This is a genomic window from Nodosilinea sp. LEGE 06152 (assembly GCF_015207525.1).
Classification (GTDB): Bacteria; Cyanobacteriota; Cyanobacteriia; order Phormidesmidales; family Phormidesmidaceae; genus Nodosilinea.
In genome coordinates this window covers 1-15123 of sequence record NZ_JADEWR010000032.1, presented here as the reverse complement: position 1 = coordinate 15123, position 15123 = coordinate 1, and the positions used below count along the sequence as shown (strand labels likewise).

12 protein-coding genes are annotated in these 15123 nt (G+C 57.3%); all 12 read left to right on the top strand.

Annotated features, from left to right (window positions below; translation table 11 throughout):
* Nucleotides 1-18 precede the first annotated feature (18 nt).
* Nucleotides 19-1122, top strand: coding sequence for a sulfonate ABC transporter substrate-binding protein (locus IQ265_RS26935; protein WP_194059444.1), 1104 nt, complete (start codon nucleotides 19-21; stop codon nucleotides 1120-1122).
* Between the two features lie 115 nt (nucleotides 1123-1237).
* A complete protein-coding gene (ssuD, locus tag IQ265_RS26930; RefSeq protein ID WP_194059442.1) occupies nucleotides 1238-2380 on the top strand; it encodes an FMNH2-dependent alkanesulfonate monooxygenase in 1143 nt (380 codons plus the stop codon).
* A gap of 91 nt (nucleotides 2381-2471) precedes the next feature.
* Nucleotides 2472-3224, top strand: coding sequence for an ABC transporter ATP-binding protein (locus IQ265_RS26925; protein ID WP_194059440.1), 753 nt, complete (start codon nucleotides 2472-2474; stop codon nucleotides 3222-3224).
* A gap of 75 nt (nucleotides 3225-3299) precedes the next feature.
* Complete coding sequence (gene ssuE / locus IQ265_RS26920; RefSeq protein ID WP_194059438.1) at nucleotides 3300-3851, top strand: NADPH-dependent FMN reductase; 552 nt, start codon at nucleotides 3300-3302, stop codon at nucleotides 3849-3851.
* A 101-nt stretch (nucleotides 3852-3952) separates the two neighbouring features.
* Nucleotides 3953-4756 (top strand): aliphatic sulfonate ABC transporter permease SsuC, encoded by an 804-nt coding sequence (gene ssuC / locus IQ265_RS26915; protein ID WP_194059437.1) that lies wholly within the window; start codon nucleotides 3953-3955, stop codon nucleotides 4754-4756.
* A gap of 135 nt (nucleotides 4757-4891) precedes the next feature.
* On the top strand, nucleotides 4892-5653 hold the full coding sequence (locus IQ265_RS26910) for an ATP-binding cassette domain-containing protein (protein ID WP_194059436.1): 762 nt from the start codon (nucleotides 4892-4894) through the stop codon (nucleotides 5651-5653).
* Nucleotides 5654-6910: 1257 nt separating this feature from the next.
* Complete coding sequence (locus tag IQ265_RS26905; protein WP_194059432.1) at nucleotides 6911-7954, top strand: response regulator; 1044 nt, start codon at nucleotides 6911-6913, stop codon at nucleotides 7952-7954.
* A 39-nt stretch (nucleotides 7955-7993) separates the two neighbouring features.
* Nucleotides 7994-10264 (top strand): PAS domain S-box protein, encoded by a 2271-nt coding sequence (locus tag IQ265_RS26900; protein ID WP_194059430.1) that lies wholly within the window; start codon nucleotides 7994-7996, stop codon nucleotides 10262-10264.
* The gene (locus IQ265_RS26895) at nucleotides 10257-10634 is read left to right on the top strand and encodes a response regulator (protein WP_194059428.1); all 378 of its coding nucleotides are present in this window, start codon (nucleotides 10257-10259) and stop codon (nucleotides 10632-10634) included. The genes IQ265_RS26900 and IQ265_RS26895 overlap by 8 nt, the downstream gene beginning before the upstream one ends.
* A gap of 502 nt (nucleotides 10635-11136) precedes the next feature.
* Nucleotides 11137-11631 carry a DUF1269 domain-containing protein gene (locus IQ265_RS26890; RefSeq protein WP_194059425.1) on the top strand — a complete coding sequence of 165 codons (495 nt, stop codon included), beginning with the start codon at nucleotides 11137-11139 and terminating at the stop codon, nucleotides 11629-11631.
* A 236-nt stretch (nucleotides 11632-11867) separates the two neighbouring features.
* The gene (locus tag IQ265_RS26885) at nucleotides 11868-13337 is read left to right on the top strand and encodes a basic amino acid/polyamine antiporter (RefSeq protein WP_194059423.1); all 1470 of its coding nucleotides are present in this window, start codon (nucleotides 11868-11870) and stop codon (nucleotides 13335-13337) included.
* Between the two features lie 233 nt (nucleotides 13338-13570).
* Nucleotides 13571-14824, top strand: coding sequence for an arginine deiminase (gene arcA, locus IQ265_RS26880; protein WP_194059421.1), 1254 nt, complete (start codon nucleotides 13571-13573; stop codon nucleotides 14822-14824).
* Nucleotides 14825-15123 lie beyond the last annotated feature (299 nt).

Here is a 15123-nt window from a genome sequence, read left to right as displayed (position 1 = left end):
TACAGAGTGAGCGCACCCATGAATTTTGAAAAAACGGAGTTTGAAAAGTCCCGGCAGATCGTTCATCGTTATCCCCACGCCCATAGCCAGGCTTCGGCCTTTAATGGACTAGCCTCCCGGCGTAGTTTTTTGCGGCAGGGCGGCATGTTCTTAGGCGGTGTAGCTCTAGCTGGTGCGGTGGGGGCTTGCAGCGGCGAATCTACACCCCAGACCCAAACTGGGGCAACCCAAGCCGGTACCGCAGCCCCCGGTACCGCCACCAAGCAGCTGCGGGTGGGCTACCAAAAGTCATCGACGGTGCTGAACCTGCTAAAAAATCAGAAGCTCCTAGAGCAGCGCTTCGAGGCCGAGGGGTTCCCCATCACCTTTAACGAGTTTGCCGCTGGCCCTCAAATGCTGGAGGCACTCAATGTCGGCAGCATTGACATTGGCTACACCGGCGAAACTCCGCCCATCTTTGCCCAGGCCGCCGATGCTCCCCTGGTTTACGTCGCCTGGGAAGACGTTGGTTCGCTGGCCGAAGCCATCCTGGTACAGGAGGATTCGCCGATTCAGACTGTGGCTGAGCTAAAGGGCAAGAAAGTCGCCCTCAACAAGGGTTCCAACGTCCACTACCTGCTGGTCAAAGCCCTGGAAGAAGCGGGCCTACAGTACAGCGACGTGGAAACTGCCTACCTGCCCCCCGGCGATGCCCGCTCGGCCTTTGAGCAAAAGAGCGTTGATGCCTGGGTAATTTGGGACCCCTTCCAAGGGGCGGCAGAAAAGCAGCTGGGGGCCAAAATTTTGCGAGATGGCAAAGGCATTGCCCGCAATCGCGGTTTTTACCTCTCGACCAAGTCCTTTGTAGACAGTCAGCCCGACGTGCTCAAGGCGGTTTTAGAAGAGGCCGAAACCATCAGCACCTTTGCCAAAGAGAACCCCGTAGAGGTCTCTAAGTTTTTGTCGAACGAGCTGGGCATTCCGACCGACGTGCTAGAGCTGGTGGAAAGTCGGCGCGGCTACGGCATTCAGCCCATTACCGACGAGGTGGTGGCCTACCAGCAAGACATTGCCAACACCTTTTACAAGCTTCAGCTGATTCCCAAAGAAATTGATGTGTCTACCGCCATCTGGAATGGCTAGACCATGCCCCAGGGGCACCAAAGCTTGACGTAGGGCCGATACAGCTCCAGCGCTGCGCTTTTGACTCTCTCCTACGTCTTTTCTCTCTGTTGTTTTCTCTTCCTTGTTACTAGCTATGAGTCTCGACATTCACTGGTTTATACCCACCCACGGCGACGGCCGATATCTGGGTACCGCGGTGGGCGGTCGCGCCATTACTGCTGAGTATTTGCGACAGCTGGCTGGGGCGATCGACCAGCTGGGCTACGCCGGGGCGCTGCTGCCCACTGGCAAATCCTGCGAAGACGCCTGGATTACCGCCGCATCGCTGATTGCCGTCACCAAGCGGATGAAGTTTTTGGTGGCGATTCGCCCCGGCATTTCTTCCCCCGGTATGGCGGCCCGCATGGCGGCCACCTTCGATCGCATCTCCAGTGGCCGCCTGCTGGTCAACGTGGTCACGGGCGGCGACCCCTACGAACTGGCAGGCGACGGCCTGCACCTGAGCAAGCAGGAGCGCTACGAACTCACGGGCGAATTTCTCGAAGTTTGGCGCGGCGTTATGCAGCAGCAGGTGGTGGATTTTGAGGGCCAGCACCTGACGGTGAAAGGCGCAAAGCTGCTGTTTCCCCCCGTGCAAGCCCCCTACCCGCCGCTGTATTTCGGGGGTTCCTCGGCGATCGCAAAAGAAATTGCCGCCCAGCATGTAGATCTCTATCTCACCTGGGGCGAACCCCCGGCCCAGGTCGCCGAAAAAATTGCTGAGGTGCGCCAGCTGGCCGCAGCCCACGGTCGCACCCTGCGCTTCGGCATTCGCCTCCACGTCATCGTGCGCGAAACCAATGCCCAGGCCTGGGATGCCGCCAACGACCTGATTCGGTACCTAGATGACGACACCATCGCCGCCGCCCAGAAAGCTTTAGCGAATGCCGACTCCGAAGGCCAGCGCCGCATGGTCGCCCTCCACAGTGGCCGCCGCGACAGCCTCGAAATTAGCCCCAACCTATGGGCCGGTGTCGGTCTAGTGCGCGGCGGGGCCGGTACCGCCCTAGTCGGCAACCCCGACACCGTCGCCCAGCGCATGCAGGAATATATCGACCTGGGCATCGACACCTTCATTTTCTCCGGCTACCCCCACCTCGAAGAAGCCTACCGCTTCGCCGAACTCGTGTTTCCCAAACTGCCCCTGGAGAACCTGCCCACGGTGGCCCCCAGCCGCTACGTTAGCCCGCTGGGCGAGATTATCGCCAACGAGAAAGTGCCTGCTCCGGCAAGTTAGTTGGGAAGTTCAAAATTCAAAGTTCAAAATTTTGCCTTTCTAATTTTGAATTTTGCATTCCCCCTACCCATCCACCCCCACTCCCTTGCCCATGCTCTACATCGAGAACGTTTACAAACAATTTGACAACGGCTTTCTAGCGCTAAAGGGCATTGATTTACAGATCAAACCAGGGGAAGTCGTTAGCCTGGTGGGTACGAGCGGCTGCGGTAAAAGTACGCTGCTGCGAATTGTCGCGGGCTTAGATTTTCCTACTCTGGGTGCTGCCCTAATCGATGGCGAGGTGATTACCGGACCGCATCCTAAAGTTGGGTTTATTTTTCAAGAGGCGCGGCTGATGCCCTGGCTGACGGTGGCAGAGAATATTCAGTTTGGTCTCAACCATTTGCCGCGCCTGGAGCAGCAGTGGCGCACTGAGCAGGTGTTGCAGAAGGTACATTTAACCAATTTTGCCCAGGCTTTGCCCCGACAGCTCTCTGGTGGTATGGCGCAACGGGTGGCGATCGCCCGTGCCCTGGTCACCCAGCCCAGCATTTTGCTGCTTGATGAGCCCTTCAGCGCCCTCGATGCCTTTACCCGCACCCAGCTTCAGGATCACCTGCTGGAGATCTGGGAAGGCGACTACCCCACGCTGCTGCTGGTCACCCACGATGTGGAAGAAGCGCTGGTGCTGAGCGATCGCGTCATTGTTCTGCGCCCCCACCCTGGCCGCATTCACCGCGAACTGAGGATAAATTTGCCCCGACCCCGGCGGCGCAGCAGTGTGGAATTTCAGCGGCTGAAAGAGCAGTTGATTGGCGAGCTAGATCTGTCACCTGCGGTGCCGAATTTGGTAGAGCGGTGAGGGATAGGGGCAGACCTACTTGTCTGTAAGAGGCAAATCCAAAATCTAAAATCTAAAATTCGCTGAGGTTTAGTCATGACGAAAGTTGTTGCGATCGCGGGTAGCCCCTCCCATCCTTCCCGCTCCTACGCGGTGCTGGAGGAAGCGCAGAAGATTTTGCAAAGCCTGGGCGCTGAGCTAAAAATTTTGCTGGTGCGCGACCTGCCCGCCGAAGAGTTGCTCCACGCTAGGTTCGACAGCGCTGCCATCAGTGCTGCCACCACCCAGGTTACCGCTGCTGACGCCGTGATTATTTCTACCCCTGTCTATAAAGCGGCTTATACAGGCATTCTCAAAGCCTTTCTCGACCTGCTGCCCCAAAAGGCCCTGGTGGGCAAACCCATTCTGCCCATTGCTACGGGGGGAACGTTGGCGCATTTGCTAGCGATCGACTATGCCCTCAACCCAGTGCTGGGCGTTCTTGGAGCCGCCCACATTCTCCAGGGCGTATACCTGGTCGATAGCCAGTTTCAGCGCCTCGACGAAGGCGGCATTGACTTCCACGACCCAGACCTAGAAGCCCGCTTCCGCAGTGCCCTCACTGAACTAACCCACGCTATTTCCAGCAAAGTGCCAACCGCCGTCTGACGAGGTGAGTCGTGGGGAGTGGAGACGAGTAGCGAGAATAAGTCCGCGCCCCCTACTCCTTACCCCCACTCCCTGCTCCTACCCATCCACCCTCTACCCCAATGGCCACCACTCTCCGCCGTCCCACCACCCGCCTTCCCGCTCTCCCCTGGGATCGCATCATTCCCTGGGTAGTGCCCGCTGCCCTAATTTTGCTATGGCAGCTTCTGGCCCAAGTTGGTGTCATCAACAGCCGCATTCTTCCGGCCCCAACGGATGTGGTGCAGGCTGCCATCCGCCTAACCCTCAGCGGTGAATTGTTAAAGCACGTGGGCATTAGCACCTGGCGGGCTGTAGTCGGGTTTCTAATCGGTGGCAACATCGGGCTATTCTTTGGTGTTTTAAACGGAGTCTCTCGCCCCGCCGAACTCCTGGCTGATAGCTCGATTCAAATGATTCGCAACATCCCCCACCTGGCCATGATTCCCCTGGTCATTCTCTGGTTTGGCATCGGCGATGAGGCGCGGATATTTTTGGTCGCCCTGGGCGTTCTCTTTCCTATCTACGTCAACACCTTCTACGGCATTCGCGCCATCGACCCAGGGCTGATAGAAATGGGCCGCGTCTACGGCCTCAGCCGCCGCCAACTTTTTTCCCAGGTCATTCTACCCGGCGCTTTGCCCAGCATTTTAGTCGGCCTGCGCTACGCCCTCGGCAACATGTGGCTGACGCTAATTGTGGCTGAAACCATCGCCGCTAGTTCCGGCATTGGCTATATGGCCATGAACGCTCGCGAATTTATGCAAACCGATGTCGTCGTTGTCGCTATTTTGCTCTACGCCCTCCTGGGCAAACTCGCCGATTCCGCCGTTCGCTGGCTAGAGAAGCTCACCATTGCCTGGCACCCCAGTCAAAACTTGACGTGATGGAGCGTAAGGAGTGGGGAGTAAGGGGTGGATGGGTGGATGAGTTGGTTACCTAGTCCAAGTCCCCCACTCCCTAACCCCCTACCCCCTACCCATCCACCCCCTACCCATCCACCCCGACCTCCTACCCTCACCATGACCTACACCCAAACCTCTTACCCTCAAACCCAATTCACCACCGCTAGCGGCACCCACGTTTGGCTAAACGGTGTCACTAAAGCCTTTGGTGATTTGACTGTGCTCGACAACCTGAGTCTCGAAATTTTTCCTGGCGAGTTTGTCGCCGTGGTGGGTAAAAGCGGCTGTGGCAAAAGCACCTTGCTGCGCCTGCTGGCGGGGTTAGAAACGCCGACTCGCGGAGAAATTGCCCTAGATGGTCAGTGCTTGAAGGGGCTAAATGCTAAAGCACGGGTGATGTTTCAAGACTCTCGACTGCTGCCCTGGCGTAAGGTGATTCAAAACGTCGCCCTGGGTCTCAAAGAACAGGCCCGCCCCCGCAGTCACTGGGCCTTGCAGCAGGTGGGGCTAGACAGTCGCGCCAAGGATTGGACTACAGTGCTCTCGGGAGGACAAAAACAGCGGGTGGCCCTGGCTCGGGCGCTGGTCACTCAACCGCACCTGCTGCTGCTCGACGAACCCTTGGGTGCCCTCGATGCCCTAACCCGAATCGATATGCAGCGCTTGATCGAAACGCTTTGGCAAGAGCAGCAGTTTACCGCCCTGCTAGTCACCCATGATGTGGAAGAGGCGGTGATGCTGAGCGATCGCGTCATTGTCGTCCAGAATGGCCGCATTGATCTAGATTTACCCATCAACTTACCTCGTCCCCGCCATGTAGGGAGTCCCGGTCTGACTGAGTTAAAACAACAGATCTTGAGGCAAATCTTGCAGAATTAGAGGTCATCGCTCCCCGTAGGGCACGGGAAGGACACCAGCTATATCAAAATCGGCCTTCGCTGGCTCAAGGGAGCCCAGCGTTGATAGCAACACGCTGATTTCTACTGGTCTAGGCCTCAGCTAGACCATGGTCGGCGATTTCAGCGCTCGGCTCGACTACGGCATTCCCCTCGTCTCGACTCCATCCAGTAGAGCCTGGCAGGAGAATGGCCTGACATTCTCAGTTCGCTACGAGCCGCGCTGAGCGACATTCCTACCCGCTCTGTCTTGCACCGCAGTACGGTAACCCTGGCCGCCGAGTGTGGCGAGTTAAACCTAGCAAGGAAGCTGCTCGCCAGGGCCTTGGCTGGTGCTTCTCCCTCGGATGTTGGCGCAGAATCGAAAGATTTGTTTATTCAGATCAACCTATGCAATTTATTTTGAGCGCCAAGGAGTGACGCTGACAGAAGATCAGTTGCGGCTTCTATCGCGCTGATTGGGGTGCGATCGCCGAACGTTTTCCCACCACATTAGCAGGGGCAGTTTCTTTGGCACTGGTCAGTTAAAAGATGATGGCTAGCTTTAACGAACAGTGCCCTACATCTCTATGGACGCAGTAAATTTTCTCGCACATTTTACCCCTCACTGCGTTCCAGGTGTCGTAGAACCCAGAGTTTAAAAAGTTTTTTTGAGTACTCCGAAAGTAGCTGTTCCAAGGGTGCTTCTAGGTTTCTATGACCAGGTCAACAGCAGCCTGCTAGTTGTCTAGGGTCATATTGTCGCATTAGTAAGTTCTTTCTGAAAACTCAGGGCTTTTTCCGCGCGCTCAGACCAATTAGCCGGAGCCATATCGGTTGGGACGCTGTGTGTCCAGCTAGCGACTATTTTTTTCTGAGATTATATTAAGTGCTGCTGATAGCTATTCCAGAAACTGGTCAGCTTTTGCTGAGACTCAGCAGATTAAACTTTGAGATCCGGCAAAAAATCGACAGTAGACACTGTCTGCTTTCTCCTAGCGTTTTGAACGACACAAGCCCGACAAGATATGAGAAAAGTATGATCTAGATAAGGATTTTTTGCCATTATCGGGGGGTTGTGGCATTGGGGCGGCCAGAGTATCTTGAGAACAAGATACTTTTTTAAATAGTTTTTGGGCGTTGCTGGCTACAGGTGTGAATCAAAACTGCAACGTCTTTCGTAGGGGCAAACAGCCGTTTTCCCCTGTCCAAATCCATGCTTCGATTCAACAACACCAGATTTTAAGATGCCACTCTCTCCATGAAAATACTTTTGCTAGAGGACGATCGCCCTACCAGTGAGTTTTTGACAGGTACCTTAGTCAGCCATCGCTACGCTGTCGATGCGATCGCCGATGGGGCCACCGGCTTAGACCTAGCCAGTCGCTGGCCCTACGATCTGCTGATTATCGACCGGGGGTTACCCTCCCTAGATGGGCTAGAAGTGTGCCGCCGTCTACGTGCCCAGGGCTGCCGCACCCCTATTCTTATGCTCACGGTGCGAGACAGCTCCGACGACATTGTGGCCGGGCTCGACGCCGGGGCCGACGACTATTTAGCTAAGGGCTGCGATGCGTCGCAACTGCTGGCGCGGGTGCGGGCGCTGCTGCGACGGGGCAATGCCGCCCCGGTGCTGGGCTGGGGCGACCTGTGCCTAGACCCGGCGCTGACCCAGGTGACCTACCAGGGGCAGCCCATCCCCTGCCGACCCAAGGAATACGAACTGCTGGAACTGTTTTTGCGCAATCCCCAGCGGTTGTTGACCCGTAGCGCCATCATCGACCACCTCTGGCCCATGGATGACCCCCCGGTGGAGGGATCGATCACCAACCTGATGAAGGATCTGCGCCAGCGGCTCAAGGCGGCGGGGCTGACCAACAGCCCAATTGAGACGGTCTACGGTCTCGGCTATCGGCTCAAACCGGCCCCGGTGGAAAAAGTAGAGGCAGAGGCAAACCTAGTTGAGACCAAGGACAGTGCCGCAGAGCTGGTCCCTGCTACCCCTCGGCTGGATTTGGTCATGCAGCAGGCCACCCAGCGGTTTCAGGTTTCCCTGGAGCAGCGGTTGAGGTTGCTAGAGGAGGCGGTTCAAGCCGTAGAAGCGGGCACCTTTAGCCCCCAGCAGCGGCGGGTGGCCAGTACCGAGGCCCACAAACTGGCGGGGGGGCTGGGGCTGTTTGGCTATACCCAGGCATCTGAGGTGGCAGAGTTGATTGAGCAGCTACTGCAGTTGGGTCAGCCCAGCCCCCTGCTGGCCCAGCACCTAGAAGACCTCAAACAGTCGCTGACCCTGCCGGTGGACTAGACACAGGCTCGTAGATCTGGGGAAGTGGAGTTGCGCACGATGGCAAAACAGTGGTCCGACGGTTTGACGGCCGGGGCCGGTCTGCCCCTCACCTGGGTACTGGCCATGCCGCTGCTGCTCTCGGGCATTAGCGCCCTGTCCCTGGTGACCCACCTGCTCCAGGCCCACCCTTCCGGGAACGGCGAGGGGCTGCTGTGGTTGGCTCTGCTAGCGCTAGGATGGGCGATCGCCCAAGGGCTGTGGCTCAACCGCGAGCTGCTGCGCTGCCTACGGCGGGTAGATGGCCGCAGCCGCGATCTGGCCGCTGGGCATCTGACCACGGGGCTGCCCAGCGACAGCCCCGTAGTCGAATTTAACCGATTGGCCCACTCGTTTAATCAGATGGCTGAGCGGGTGCAGGCCTCCCTGGGACGGCTCCAGGCCAACCTCAGCGACGCCGAGCACTGGTTAGCCCAGTACAGCCAGCTCTCCCCCAGCATGAACTACACCTATGTGGAGGTGACCGAGGGGGATGCCTCTGAGCGCCAGACCTGGTATGAGTACCTCAGTGCCGCTGTCACTGAGATTGGGGAGATCTCTGTTGAGGCGGGGCTGCGGGATGCCAACGCGGTGCGGGGGCTGATTCACCCCGACGATGCGGCAGGCTATCTGGCCGCTGAAATGGCCTGCGAGCAGACCCTCAGCACCTTTTCTCACCAGTGCCGCATTGTCACCCCTTCGGGCCGGGTGAAGTGGATTCATAACCAGTCGCAGCCCCTGCGCCGGGACGACGGCACCATTGCCTGGCACGGAGTGGTAGTGGATATCAGCTCCTACAAACAGGCTGAGGCTGCCCTGCAGGAGAGCGAAACCCGGTTTCGGCAGCTAGCCGAAGCCGTAAAGGAGGGATTTTTTGTCTACGAAACCGAGACGGCTCAGTATTCCTACGTGAACTCGGCCTATTGGAAGATTCGCGGCCTGACCCCAGACATGACCACAAACAGCGAGGCCGAGTGGCTGGCGAGCATTCATCCGGAGGATCGCGATCGCGTTGAGGCGGCCCTGGTTCACGAACGCCAGGGAAAGCACTTCGACCAGGAGTACCGCTACACCACTCCCAACGGGGAACTGCGCTGGCTGCGATCCAGGGCGTTTCCGCTGTGTGACGACCTGGGCACGGTGGTGCGGGTGGTGGGCACCGTTGAAGACATCACCGATCGCAAACTGACCGAGGTCGCTCTGCGCCAGAGCGAGGCCCGCTTTCGCAATGCCTTTGACAATGCCCCCTACGGCATTTCGCTGGTGGCTGCCACCGGCCAGTTTGTGCTGGCCAATGCTTACTACTGCGCTCTGCTGGGCTACAGCGAGGCCGAACTGCTCACCATCACCTTCAAAGACATCACCCACCCCGATGACTGGGCCGATGACTGGGTCGGGTTTCAGCGCATGATGGGCGGCAAGACGGCCACCTACCAGATCGAAAAGCGCTACATCACGAAGCAGGGTGAAGTGATTCCGGTGATCATCAATGCTGCTCCGATCTACGACGACGGGGGAAAACCTCTGTACTCAGTGGGCCATGTGCAAGACATTCGCGATCGCCTCGCCATTGATCGCATGAAGGACGAGTTTATCTCCGTGGTCAGCCACGAGCTGCGCACTCCAATCACCGCCATTCAGGGTGCCCTGGCCCTGCTGGGGGTCGGGATGTATGAGAGCCGCCCCGAAAAGGCCCGCCGCATGCTGGAGATTGCAATCAACAATAGCGATCGCCTGGTGCGCTTGGTAGACGACATCCTCAGCTTTGAGCGGCTGGAATCAGGCCAAGTACAGCTCGAAAAAGAACTCTGTCAGGTAGCCCACCTGCTCTACCAGGCGATCGACAGCGTCCAACCCCTCGCCGACCAGTCGGGTATCACCATTGCCCTCACCCCCCTCACCGCCACGCTCTGGGCTGCCCCTGACAGCGTGATCCAGGTGTTGACAAATCTGCTCAGCAACGCGATCAAGTTTTCCTGCCCGAATGGGACGGTATGGGTTAAAGCCAGCACCGAGAGGTTAGATGCTGCAGACTCTAACCTCTCGGTGCTGTTCACAGTTCAAGACTACGGTCGCGGCATTCCCCCCGAAAAGCTGGAGGTGATCTTCGACCAGTTTCAGCAGGTGGATGTGTCAGACTCTCGCCAGCGGGGCGGCACGGGGCTGGGGCTAGCCATCTGCAAGCGCATTGTGCAGCAGCACCGGGGCCAAATTTGGGTTGAGAGCGAGGTAGGGCGGGGCAGCACCTTCTCTGTGGCGCTGCCCTTAGTGCAGGGGGATAGCCATGACTAAGCGAATTTTGATCGTGGATGACGAAGACGACATTCGCGATATTGTGCAGGCGGCGCTAGAGGACCTGGGGGGCTGGCAGACCCTGGGGGCAGCCTCGGGGGTTGAGGCGCTGCGGTTGGCGAAGCAGGGGGCAATCGACGCGATTTTGCTGGATATTTCGATGCCCGATATGGACGGTTTTGAGCTGTTTGAGCAGTTGCAAGCTATTCCAACCAGCCAGAGCATACCGGTGATTGTGCTGACCTCTAAGGTGCTGGCCCGCGATCGCACACGCTTTGCCACCCTAAACCTAGCGGGCCTGATCACCAAGCCCTTTAACCCCCTCACCCTAGCTCAGCAGATCGCCACTCTACTGCACTGGGCGCTCTAGGCCAGACGGCATCACTCCTCTACCGTCGCCCAGGCGTCTCGCCTGATCATAAAAAATATTCTGATTTTCCTATGACTTTCCTATAGAGTTCATCTACTTTTATTTTAAGTCATCTCACTTTACTTATGTTTGGAATGAACGAACATCTCAAACACAGGTAGTTCCTTTTTTAGGAATTGAAAAAGGTGCAATAGTACCCAGAAAGCTAGCTTTGTTGATTGAGTATAAAGCTGGTCTTCAGGATATTTTGGGCGACTGTCTCGCTCAGCGTTTTGTAGCGTCAGGTTTGCCCTCAGCCTGATACCTAATCCGATCCAAAAAACCCCAATGCAAAACCGATATCTCGTGGGTGTATTGCACTGCAATGCACCCTACAAACTGGGGGTATGTAGATAGGACTTGTATGAGTGACACGCTACGGCGTCTTCCCACGAGAATGGGCTGAAATACCGTATTCGAAGTTTCATTTCGAATTGAAGAAAGGCATTGACAGGAGAACATTATGTCCACGTTAACGGTTTGGAAATTTAACACTCCCGAAGGGGCCGAAAAGGCTCTGACTAAGCTGGGAAATCTGCAAAAGCAGGAGATTGTCAAGGTGCTAGATGCGGCGATCGTCGCCTGGCCCGTGGGGCGCAAAAAGCCCAAGACCAACCAGGCTGTCAGCACCGTGGGTGTGGGTGCCCTGGGCGGAGCCTTTTGGGGCATGCTGTTTGGCCTGATTTTCCTGGTGCCGCTGTTTGGCCTGATTGTTGGCGCTACCGCCGGAGCTGTCTCCGGCAAGTTTACCGACTACGGCATCAACGACGATTTCATCAAGAGCCTGCGCGACAAGGTCACCGAGGGCACCTCGGCGCTGTTTTTGCTCACCGGCCAGGTAACGGTGGACAAAGTAAGTGAAGCCTTTGCCCCAGAGGAGGTGGGTGAATTAATTCAGTCGAACCTGTCGGCGGAGCAAGAAGCCAAACTGCGCGAAGACTTCGGTGCTGAGCTGTAGGCCGCTCTCAGCTTGAAAGTTGTGGGGTTGGGATGATCGGCTCGGCCCCACAACGGCAACTTTTACATCCTCTCGATCGCAGCCTGCGAGTAGGTAGAGCCTGGGCCAAAGGGTTGCCCAAGACGGCAGTTCTGGCTTACCAGCCGAGTCAATTCAAGCTGTCAGTTCGATTTCGTCTCTTGCTACTACGTCAGCCGCGCTAGCAGCACTCAATCCAGCAATCAGAGGCAACGAGTATGGCCGCAGAACAGAACTATGGAAGCGCTATAGACCCCGTCTACAGCACTGAAACGGGGAAGCAAACGCTGTCGGTCTGGGCGTTAACGGCCCTGGTAGTCGGCTCAATGGTGGGGGCGGGAATTTTTACCCTGCCCTCTGCCTTTGGCCGCGCCACTGGCGGGATAGGCGGGCTGATCGCTTGGGCGATCGCAGGCGTCGGCATGCTGATGCTGGCCTTTGTGTTTCAAAACCTGGCCCAGCGCAAGCCTGAGCTAGATTCGGGGGTGTTTATCTACGCCAAGGCGGGCTTTGGCAACTACCTCGGCTTTTTGGCGGCGCTGGCCTTTTGGTCGGGCACCTGCGTCGGCAATGTGTCTTACTTCGTTTTGATTTCGTCCACCCTAGGGGCCTTTTTTCCCGTATTTGGGGACGGCAATACCGTGCAGGCGATCGCCGTTTCCTCGGTGGTTATTTGGCTATTTCACATCATGATCATGCGCGGGGTTCAGACGGCGGCAGGGCTGAATACCATCGTCACCATTGCCAAAATTGTGCCGATCTTGGTGTTCATTTTTGTGCTGTTGTTTGCCTTTAACCCCGATGTGTTTATGGCCAACCTATTGGGTGGCCAGGGCTATGACGAATCGATCTGGAGTCAGGTGCGCAACACCATGCTGGTGACGGTGTTTGTGTTCATCGGCATTGAGGGGGCCAGCATCTACTCTCGCTATGCTGAGAAACGGTCAGATGTAGGTATGGCCACGGTGCTCGGGTTTGTGAGCGTGCTGTGCCTGCTGGTTCTGGTCACCATGCTGCCTTTCGGTCTCATGCCCCGAGCCGAACTGGCCGAGCTGCGCAACCCATCAATGGCCGGGGCGCTCGAAGCCGTGGTGGGCCGCTGGGGCAGTATTTTCGTCAGCGTTGGCCTGCTGATTTCGGTGCTGGGGGCGTTTTTAGCCTGGACCCTGTTTGCGGCAGAGGTGCCCTTTATGGCTGCCAAAAGTAACCTGATGCCCAACTTTCTCAACCATGAAAACGTGCAAAAGGTACCGTCGCGATCGCTCTGGATGACCAACATCGTGGTGCAGGGCTTTTTAATCGTCACGCTGTTTGCCCAAAACGCTTTTACCCTGGCTCTAGAACTTACCAGCGCCATGTCCCTCATCCCCTACTTGCTGGTGGCGGCCTTTGCCCTCAAGCTAGCTCTCACCCGCGAAACCTATGAAAACGACAGCCGCCGCAATCGCGAGCTGCTGATCAGCGTGGTCGCCGTGCTGTATTCGATTTTGATGCTGGTGGCCGGAGGGCTAGAGAAACTGCTGCTGGCCGCGCTGATCTTGGCACCGGGCACGGCTTTGTTCTTTTTGTCGCGGCGAGAACAGGGGCTGCGGGTGTTCGGCTTTTGGGAACTGGTGCTGTTTACGGTGACGGCGATCGCGGCATTGTCAGCGCTGTATGGCCTGATAACGGGATTGATCGCAATTTGACGACTCTAGATTGGCGATTTTGGATTTGTTACGGAGTGGCGAATTTTATGCCCCAGTTCGATTCCCCCAGTTGCTTGCTGTAACAGTTCACCTCGTTACCCCTTTGATAAGGGGGCAGGGGGATTCTCGCAGGGATTCTCGACAATCAGGTCACTTACTTACCGCTGTCCCTTTTCTTTACTTCGTTTTTTCTTTTTCTTCACTCTCTCTCGCCCCCATCTACGGAGCTTTCTATGACTACCGAAACCCCCACCTACGGCGTCCACTCCGAAGTGGGCAAGCTGCGCAAGGTAATGGTCTGCTCGCCCGGTTTGGCCCACTCGCGCCTCACCCCCAGCAACAACGACGACCTGCTGTTTGACGATGTGCTGTGGGTAGAGATGGCTAAGCGCGACCACGCCGACTTTGTGCTGAAGATGCGATCGCGCGGCATCGACGTGATCGAGATGCACGAGATGCTAGCTGAAACCGTCGCCATCCCCGAAGCCAAAACGTGGATTCTCGACCAGCAGATTGTGCCCAACGAGGTGGGCCTGGGCCTGGTCGACGACGTGCGCGCCTTTCTAGACGAGCTGCCCCCGCCAGAGCTGGCTGAATACCTGATTGGCGGCCTAGCCGTCTACGACATGCCCCTCGATTTTGGCCGCGAACTGCTGAAGCTGGCCCAGGAGAACGACGGCTACGCAGGCTACCTGCTGCCGCCTCTGCCCAACACCCTCTACACCCGCGACACCACCTGCTGGATCTACGGCGGCGTCACCCTCAACCCGCTCTACTGGCCCGCCCGCCACGAAGAAACTGTGCTGACCACCGCGATCTACAAGTTTCATCCCAGCTTTGCCGAGGCCAACTTTTCTATCTGGTGGGGCGACCCGACCGAGCACCACGGTACCGCCACCTTCGAGGGCGGCGATGTGATGCCGATCGGTAAGGGCATTGTGCTGGTGGGCATGAGCGAGCGCACCTCCTACCAGGCAATTACCCAGGTGGCAGCGAATTTGTTTGCCAAGGGCGGGGCCGAGCGGGTGATTGTGGCGGGCATGCCCAAGCTGCGATCGGCCATGCATTTAGATACGGTGTTTACGTTTTGCGATCGCGATCTGGTCACCCTCTTTCCGCCAATCATGGATCAGGTAGTCACCTTCTCGATCTACCCCAGCGACAAGCCTCGCGGCTACGACATCGTCAAAGAGGACAAGAGTTTCGTGGAGGTAGTGGCCGATGCCCTAGGGCTGAAGAAAATCCGGGTGGTGGAGACCGGCGGCAACGCCTACCAGGAGCAACGCCAGCAGTGGGACAGCGGCAACAACGCCGTGTGTTTAGAGCCGGGGGTGGTGGTGATGTACGACCGCAACACCGTCACCAACACCGCCCTGCGTAAAGAAGGCGTCGAAGTGGTCACCATCGTTGGGGCTGAGCTGGGGCGCGGGCGCGGCGGCGGTCACTGCATGACCTGCCCAATTATCCGCGACGCCGTCGATTTTTAGCCGTATACCCGCTTCTGGCGAGAAACAAGGAAAACCACCTTTCCCTAACCTTTCTCACCCAGTTTCATCTTTAGTTGGGCGATTTGCCCGTCTTTCTCAATCTCCCTGGGCAGCGCCAAGTTGTGTCGAGTCCATGTATCCTCCCCATGCCGGCCCAAGATTTCCTCAATTCGTAGCGATTATCTTGATTGTCAAGCTCACCCTGCTATGTAGTAGCTGCCATGAGGGTGGCAGCTGGCGGCAATGAGCAAGCTGGAGCCTGCCAGAGGGTGTCATGGCTCACCATGGCATTGAGGATG